We start from the raw sequence: 6,968 nt of genomic DNA on the forward strand, positions 1-6,968 counted from the left end.
CGCATCGCTCTGGAGATCACGGTCAAAAATAATGAAATCGGCGCGGTCATCAATAATCAGATTTCCTTTACCACCAAGGAAGCCTCCACCAAGCTTCTGGTCAATGACGGTGATACGGTTATTATCGGTGGAATCAGAAAATCAAATACTTCTAAAGGTCTCTCCGGAGTGCCGGGATTAAAGGACATCCCGCTTTTAGGATGGTTTTTCAAGAGAAAAAATACTTCCGAAAGTCTGGAAGAGCTGCTGATATTTATTACCCCCAGGATCGTTAGGTTAGAGCAACGCGACCTGGGTTGACGTAAACTGCTGATCAATAGCCCTAAGGGCCCCAAAAAGTCCCCCTGTAAATAAAACAGGGGGACTTTTTTATTGGAAATTCTTTATCTTTTGAGACTCTATCTTAGCTTTACGGGCTAAAGGGGTATTGGGAACCAATTTAAGCACCTTTTGAAAAGCATTAAATGCTTCTTCATAATTACGCGCCAAGGTGTAAGCCTCGCCCAGATCGAAATGCAGTCGGGCGATCTGGGGATAGTGTTTAACGCCGATTTCAAGCGCTGCCACCGCTTCCGGACCCTTGCCCATGGCAATATAAGTTAGGCCGAGGCCGCGCAAGGCATTGAGAAACTGAGAGTTCATCTCAAGGGCCTCTTGATAATATTTTAAAGCAAGTTCATACTCTCCTTTGTTATAATAGGCCCACCCCAGGTTTGCCAGGGGAAATTGGGGCGTGGCGTAAAGTAGATCTCCGGTAATCTCCTTGAAATATTTTATGGCCGTGTCCCAGTCCTTTTTTTGCATATAGGCTGTTCCCAGGTTATTTTTGCCGGGAGCATAGCCCGGATCAAGTGCCAGGGCTTTCTTAAAGTGTTCGATTGCAAGGTCCGGTCTGTCTTTGGCCATATAGACAAGCCCCAGATCGTCATACAGAAATTTATCATTGTCGTAAAGCTCCTTGGCTTTAAGAAATTCCCTTAAGGCCAACGTATTATTGCCTTGCTGCAAATAGGCTTCGCCCAGATTTCTGCCCGCTTCGGCCTGTTTCTTGCGTACTTCCAGATTTGTTGAAGTACACGCTGCAAAACAAAATATAACGCTTATAAACAATCCCACACGCCGATGTGTTTTCATCTTGTTATTACCTTTAACAGCACTTACCACAGATCTGGTAAGTTATAGAGTATTATGGTGTAATATTAGGCAAAAAAACGCCGTTTCCCGCCCAAGAGTTGGGTTCAAAGGTTCACGGTTCAAAGGTTCACGGTTCAAAGGTTCAGAGTTGATCCTCCATGTTATTAAACCAATGGAGTCAATAGTTAAGAAAAAAAGCGCGAAGCGCTTAACCTTGAACCGAGAACCCTGAACCTTATAACCCAGACCGACCTGATGCCCAATCTTCATGTAAATCCATGTTATTTGCAATAGTAAATTATGGTTCTTATACAATTCAGGTGGAGAAGGTCTGTACTACAAATATCTTTCCGGGATTCCGAGCATAATTACCTTTACTCCCTGATGTGCCAGCAGTTGAATCACCCCGTCATGCAGGGGGACGTCCGCCAGCATAACTTTTGGCTTGCCGGCGGCCGCAACCAGAAAGCCCGGTACGGTTAACGCCGTGTTATAAGCAACGGGCCGGTCTGCCGCCCAAAACGTCGGATTGTTAGAATAGGAAAGACCTAAAGCATCTAAAAGTTTCCGAATAATAGTTGCGTAACTGTTTTCGCTTTTTATCTGGAGGATGTCGAAGCCGGCTTTTTCTATGGCGGCAACAGCGTCCCCGTAAAAATTCCCAAAGTCAATTAGAAGCGGACTTTGGTTGCGTATGGTAACAAGATTCGTTACGGCTTTAACTTGAATTTGGGCGTATGGAAATGTGATGCTTACATTGGGAGCATATTGATAATCCATAGCCTTTAGCAGAGCATTGACCAAATCCCTGTGGTTGGAAGGATCGATTGTGACCACATTTTTAACTTTGCGGTATGGATTTTTTGCCGGTTGCGGGTTTGTCCCTCCTTTGCCCGTGAGCACGTCTTTAATGACGATATCATGTTGCTCCAAATAGCGCGTAATCGATTCCGGAGTACGTTGTCCCGGATTATCAATCAACGATATGCAAACCTTACGGTCGGTCTTTTCCGTCGCGGACGGTTCCTCAATGATCCATTTTCCGCGGGCCTCTACATCAACGCCACGGTCTGAAAAAGACAAGCGGCGGTTTAAAAGGTTTATTCCCAGTGACTCAAAAATAGAATTAAAAGTCTGTTCAACAGAAGCACCGGGCTCTATGCTGACAACTTTTAAGTTGTTCCAAAATGATCTGGCCATCTCAACGGCAGGTCCCTGCCCGGCAATATCTTGCGGAAAAACGACCCGGGTTCCGTCTTTAAGCTCCAGCAAAGGCATACGGGCAAGGTCCAACTCGAAATCCTCCTGACCTTGCCTTGGAAAGTAGTAAACGCCTTTATTGTATAACTTTGCTTTCAGTATGGAGGCGGCTTCCAGCAACGGCGATTTTGGTCTGTCTGCGCTATTGTCCGGCCCTGGAGGTTCCGCGGCAGCTATCGCTGAGAGAGCAGGGCTGTCAGTGCCGCTGTCATATTTTCTTGCAACTGAAGGATCAAAAAGGGACGCATACCACGGCTGGTTTCGAATGGATGGATCCGGAATATTGATCATTTGTCCCTCAAAAATCTGATCCAGATCTGTAATGTCCGGGTTGATCAGCCTGAACAACTTGATCCCTTCGTGGTACGACCTTGAGTCGTAGGCTCCGAACTTTCTTGCAATCAGTATGGAAACACAATCTCCCTTCTGAACCTCATAGGCCCCTGAGTACCTCTTTAGGGGCTCCGGTATGTTGGAAATGGTTACAAACGGGACGGTAACAATACCCGTGGACTGTCCCGGCATGGCCCCCTGCCTTAACTTCCTTAAAGGAATCATGATATACTGCCCGGGTTGGATTCTGTCGATGTCGCGAATATGAGGATTTATGCGTTTAAATATCCTCAAAAATTCCGGGAAATCCTTGTGCGCGATTTCTCCTTTTTGCCGGAAAAGTTTAAGGACCCAATCATTTTTTTGGACAACATAGGGATCACATAAGATGTCCCATCCGCGGTCATATCGGATGGTGTAACTTTTATATAAAAAAGCACTATTTGCTTTCAGGGGTACGATCAAAATCGCTAAAAGGATTATGACCAGATTGAACATTTTCCAAAGGTCTCTCTGGTTCATGCTTTTTCTACCTTGGTAAGATTCAATTCCCTTGCAATCTCTTCGGAGACACGCTTGACAAACTTTTTGAATTGATCCCCTTTTAACGGTTTCCCCGGAGCAGGAACCTCTTCAAGATCTTCCGGAAGGATTAATACCGGGGCATTAATATAGTCCGGATTGGGCGAGATGTTAAATTCTGCCGGAAAACTTTTTTCAAAATACATTTCCTGGAAGCCTGAAAATTTCAATGCATGTGCTGTTGAGTCGATAACGGCAGTATCATTTTTCCCGATAATTCCTTGAGCGCGGGCTGCAACCAGACCGGCCAGGGATTCACCGCCATGCGTACAGGCTATATGTCCGTTGCGGTTTGCCAAAAGCCCCCAGTCCATGATAGCCTGCTCCGGCACCTCGGCAAAAAAAACTTTCTGCATGCCGGACATGCGGTTATATATGTCTGTTAGATGAATTACCCTCGGCATTGAAACCGGATTGCCGATCATGGCGGCTTGAGCTACACTCGCTTTGACGGTCATTGGAACAAATTTTCTTTTTTTTGCATCAGGCTCCAAATAATAGCGGTAAACGGGGTTGGCATGCTCCGACTGCACGCCTAAAATCTTAGGCAGAGTCTGAATTATGCCGGCCTCATAAAATTTCAAAAATCCACTCATAATTGCAGTAATATTGCCGGCGTTACCAATGGGTACAACGACCACCAGGTTTTGCATGTCATATTCAAACGCCTGCGCAATTTCATATGAAAAAGATTCCTGCCCCAGTATCCGCCAGGCATTCTTGGAGTTGAGCAGGGCCACATTGTAGTTGTCCGACAAAGCTTCCACTACCTTCATGCAGTCGTCAAACACGCCGGGTATTTCAAACACAGCCGCACCGCTTCCCAAAGGCTGGGAAAGCTGCTGAGGCGTAACCTTCTTGTGTGGAAGCAGTACGGCGGACTTAACCTGCGGCTGTAGAAAAGAGGCATATAATGCGGCTGCCGCGGAAGTGTCTCCCGTGGAAGCACATATCGCCAGGACATCGGAAACATGCTGCTGCCTGATCAAAAAATTCAGATAGCTCAGGGCACTGGCCATGCCCCGGTCTTTAAAGGACGCACTTGGATTTTGACCGTCATTTTTAAAGTAGAATCTAACGCCGGCCTTTTTTTGCAAAAAAGCGTTAGCTTCTACAACGGGCGTGTGTCCTTCTCCGAGGTATATTACAGCATCAAGCGGTATAACCGGCCCAATGAATTCATGATATAAATAGATGCCTTTCAGCGCAGGGACTGTGAGCATTTTACGGTAATCGAAAATCCGTTGCCACATCCGGCCGGAAATCTTTTTTAAGCGGTCAAAATTCAAGTCATTTATAAGAAGCACCTGTCCGCAATCCGGGCAGGTATAAAGCAACTCTTCAATACCGCATTCCAGCTTACAGCCCAGGCAGCGATAAATCAGCTTGCCCCTGTGCTGCGGAATAATATAGGACCTGATATCTTCTGGAAAATTCTCGGGTTTCATGGTGCTATTGTTTTCATCCCTCCCATATAAGGCCGCAAGGCTTCCGGTATAGACACCGATCCGCCGGCCTGTTGGAAATTTTCAAGTATGGCGGCAACTGTGCGACCCGCAGCGAGTCCGGAGCCGTTCAAGGTGTGTACAAGTTTGGTCCCTTTTTCCCCTTTTCTTTTGAACCTGATATTGATGCGTCTGGATTGGAAACTTTCAAAATTGCTGCAAGATGAAATCTCTCTGTAAACACCTTGCGCCGGCATCCAAACTTCAATATCATAGGTCTTGGCCGCTGCAAAGCCCAGATCTCCTGTACATAGTTCGATAACCTGATAAGGAAGCCCCAAGCCTTTCAAAATTGCTTCGGCATCACCTAAAAGCTTTTCGAGTTCATCGTACGAAGTTTCCGGTGTTGTAAATTTGACCAGCTCAACCTTGTTGAACTGGTGCTGCCGGATCAATCCTCTGGTATCTTTGCCATAAGAACCGGCTTCACTGCGGAAACAGGGGGTGTAAGCCGTATAAAAAATCGGCAGGCTCTCTTCAGGCAGAATTTCATCTTTATGAATGTTGGTAACCGGGACTTCGGCCGTAGGCACTAAAAAATAATCCCACCCCTCCAGCTTGAAGAGATCATCCGCAAATTTCGGCAGCTGGCCGGTGCCTGTCATGCTTTGGCGATTGACGATAAAAGGCGGTAGTATTTCTTGATAACCGTGTACGGTGGTGTGCATCTCAAGCATAAAATTGATTAAAGCCCTTTCCAGTCTTGCGCCGGCCCCCAGATAGAGCGGAAAGCGCGCACCGGTAATCTTGGCAGCTTTTTCAAAATCGAATATTTTGAGGTTCTCTCCCAGCGTCCAGTGTGCCAGGGGATCAAAATCAAATTCAGGCGGTGTGCCTACAGTTCTTACAACCGGATTTTCAGATTCATCCTTTCCTATGGGGACCGATGAATGGGGGATGTTCGGCAGCTCCATAAGAATTTTGTTAATCTTTGCCTCATTTTCCGACAAAGACTTATCCAGTGTCTTGATTTTAGAACCAACTTCACGCATCTCGGCAACAAGACTGCCGGCATTGTCACCCTTTTTTTTTAATTCCGCAATCTGGTCCGAAACAACATTACGACGATGCCTCAGTTCCTCGATTTCAGCTAAAACATTCCTGCGACGATCATCGCATTTTTTGAACGAATCAAGATCTGCTGTTGCGCCCCGTGCTGAAAGAGCTTTTTCAACCTCGGCCAACTTTTGCCTGATAAACTTGATTTCCAGCATAACAATCCCTATATTTTTGGAACAATTTAAGTCCTTCCCACATTAGACCAAGATGCCCGACTTTTATCATGATAAGGGCATTTAGTCAATGATTATTGTGAGTTGACATTAGTCACTGATTTCTGTATATTATAAAATATATAGCCAATTTTTGCCTGGGAGAACACCTATGGATGAAATTCGAAAACCAAAAGAAGAAATCCGCAATGATATTGCCAAACGGCTGGCCGCACTTGCGGACAGCGCAGTTGAAGCTAAAGCCCGGCAAATAGAAAAAAGGCTTTTTGAGTTCGCCAACTTTCTGGAAGCAAATGTTGTTTTGCTTTATATAAACAGTGCCAGTGAAGTTAACAGCCGAGATATAATTAAAAGCTGCTTGGACTATAATAAAATTGTCATTCTTCCCGCCTTTAACATCGATACTTATGAGATGAAACTTATGAAAGTCGACAACCTTGAGACCGACTTAAAGCTTGGCCCGCGTGGCATCTATGAGCCTAATGAAACGCGCTGTAACGTTGTGCCCATTGAGTGTATCGATATTGCCATAATCCCCGGCACGGCCTTTGATGAAAAGGGCGGAAGAATCGGGTCCGGTGAAGGATATTACGACCGGCTGATCCCCAAGCTGTCGATCACTACAAGAAAGGTGGCGCTGGCCTTTGAAAACCAGATAACTCAGCAAATTCAAATGGAATCCCATGACAAGCATGTAGATATTATTATTACAGAAAAACGAATAATCTACAAAATATAGCTATACCAGACCTCGTCATTCATCAGATAAAAATGACCGTAGACCTTTATATACTGCGGGATTGCAAAATAATTGGACATCCGGTCGGTCTGGGTTAGGAGGTTCAGGGTTCAGGGTTCAGGCCTCCGGCTCGTAGAGGCACGATCCTACGCCTCGGAGAGGTTAAGCGCTTCACGCTTATTC

The 6,968-nt window shown here is 45.8% G+C and carries 5 protein-coding genes and 1 pseudogene; 2 read left to right on the top strand and 4 right to left on the bottom strand.

Annotated features, from left to right (window positions below; translation table 11 throughout):
* Positions 1–300, top strand: a pseudogene (locus V3S16_RS07345) (type IV pilus secretin PilQ); the annotation flags it as partial.
* Positions 301–369: 69 nt separating this feature from the next.
* Here V3S16_RS07345 and V3S16_RS07350 read toward each other — a convergent pair.
* The 4 genes from V3S16_RS07350 to serS form a co-directional block, all read right to left on the bottom strand.
* Positions 370–1,134, bottom strand: coding sequence for a tetratricopeptide repeat protein (locus V3S16_RS07350; RefSeq protein ID WP_413884024.1), 765 nt, complete (start codon positions 1,132–1,134; stop codon positions 370–372).
* Between the two features lie 336 nt (positions 1,135–1,470).
* Positions 1,471–3,249: a hypothetical protein gene (locus V3S16_RS07355; RefSeq protein ID WP_413884025.1), complete on the bottom strand. Its 1,779-nt coding sequence runs from the start codon at positions 3,247–3,249 to the stop codon at positions 1,471–1,473.
* Entirely contained in the window at positions 3,246–4,757 is a 1,512-nt protein-coding gene (gene thrC / locus V3S16_RS07360) for a threonine synthase (RefSeq protein WP_413884026.1), read from the bottom strand. The genes V3S16_RS07355 and thrC overlap by 4 nt, the downstream gene beginning before the upstream one ends.
* Positions 4,754–6,028: a serine--tRNA ligase gene (serS, locus tag V3S16_RS07365; protein WP_413884027.1), complete on the bottom strand. Its 1,275-nt coding sequence runs from the start codon at positions 6,026–6,028 to the stop codon at positions 4,754–4,756. Before serS ends, thrC begins: the two co-directional genes overlap by 4 nt.
* A 169-nt stretch (positions 6,029–6,197) precedes the next feature.
* Between serS and V3S16_RS07370 the strand changes: the two genes are divergently transcribed.
* Positions 6,198–6,785, top strand: a complete 588-nt coding sequence (locus tag V3S16_RS07370; RefSeq protein WP_413884028.1) for a 5-formyltetrahydrofolate cyclo-ligase — start codon at positions 6,198–6,200, stop codon at positions 6,783–6,785.
* The last annotated feature ends 183 nt before the right edge of the window (positions 6,786–6,968 follow it).

It is taken from the genome of Candidatus Desulfatibia sp. (assembly GCF_036446775.1).
Classification (GTDB): Bacteria; Desulfobacterota; Desulfobacteria; order Desulfobacterales; family UBA11574; genus Desulfatibia_A.

What these genes read in the sequence shown, in the direction of transcription:
- V3S16_RS07350 (WP_413884024.1), bottom strand. Translation starts at nt 1,134, where the DNA reads ATGAAAACACATCGGCGTGTGGGATTGTTTATAAGCGTTATATTTTGT.
- V3S16_RS07355 (WP_413884025.1), bottom strand. Translation starts at nt 3,249, where the DNA reads ATGAACCAGAGAGACCTTTGGAAAATGTTCAATCTGGTCATAATCCTT.
- thrC (WP_413884026.1), bottom strand. Translation starts at nt 4,757, where the DNA reads ATGAAACCCGAGAATTTTCCAGAAGATATCAGGTCCTATATTATTCCG.
- serS (WP_413884027.1), bottom strand. Translation starts at nt 6,028, where the DNA reads ATGCTGGAAATCAAGTTTATCAGGCAAAAGTTGGCCGAGGTTGAAAAA.
- V3S16_RS07370 (WP_413884028.1), top strand. Translation starts at nt 6,198, where the DNA reads ATGGATGAAATTCGAAAACCAAAAGAAGAAATCCGCAATGATATTGCC.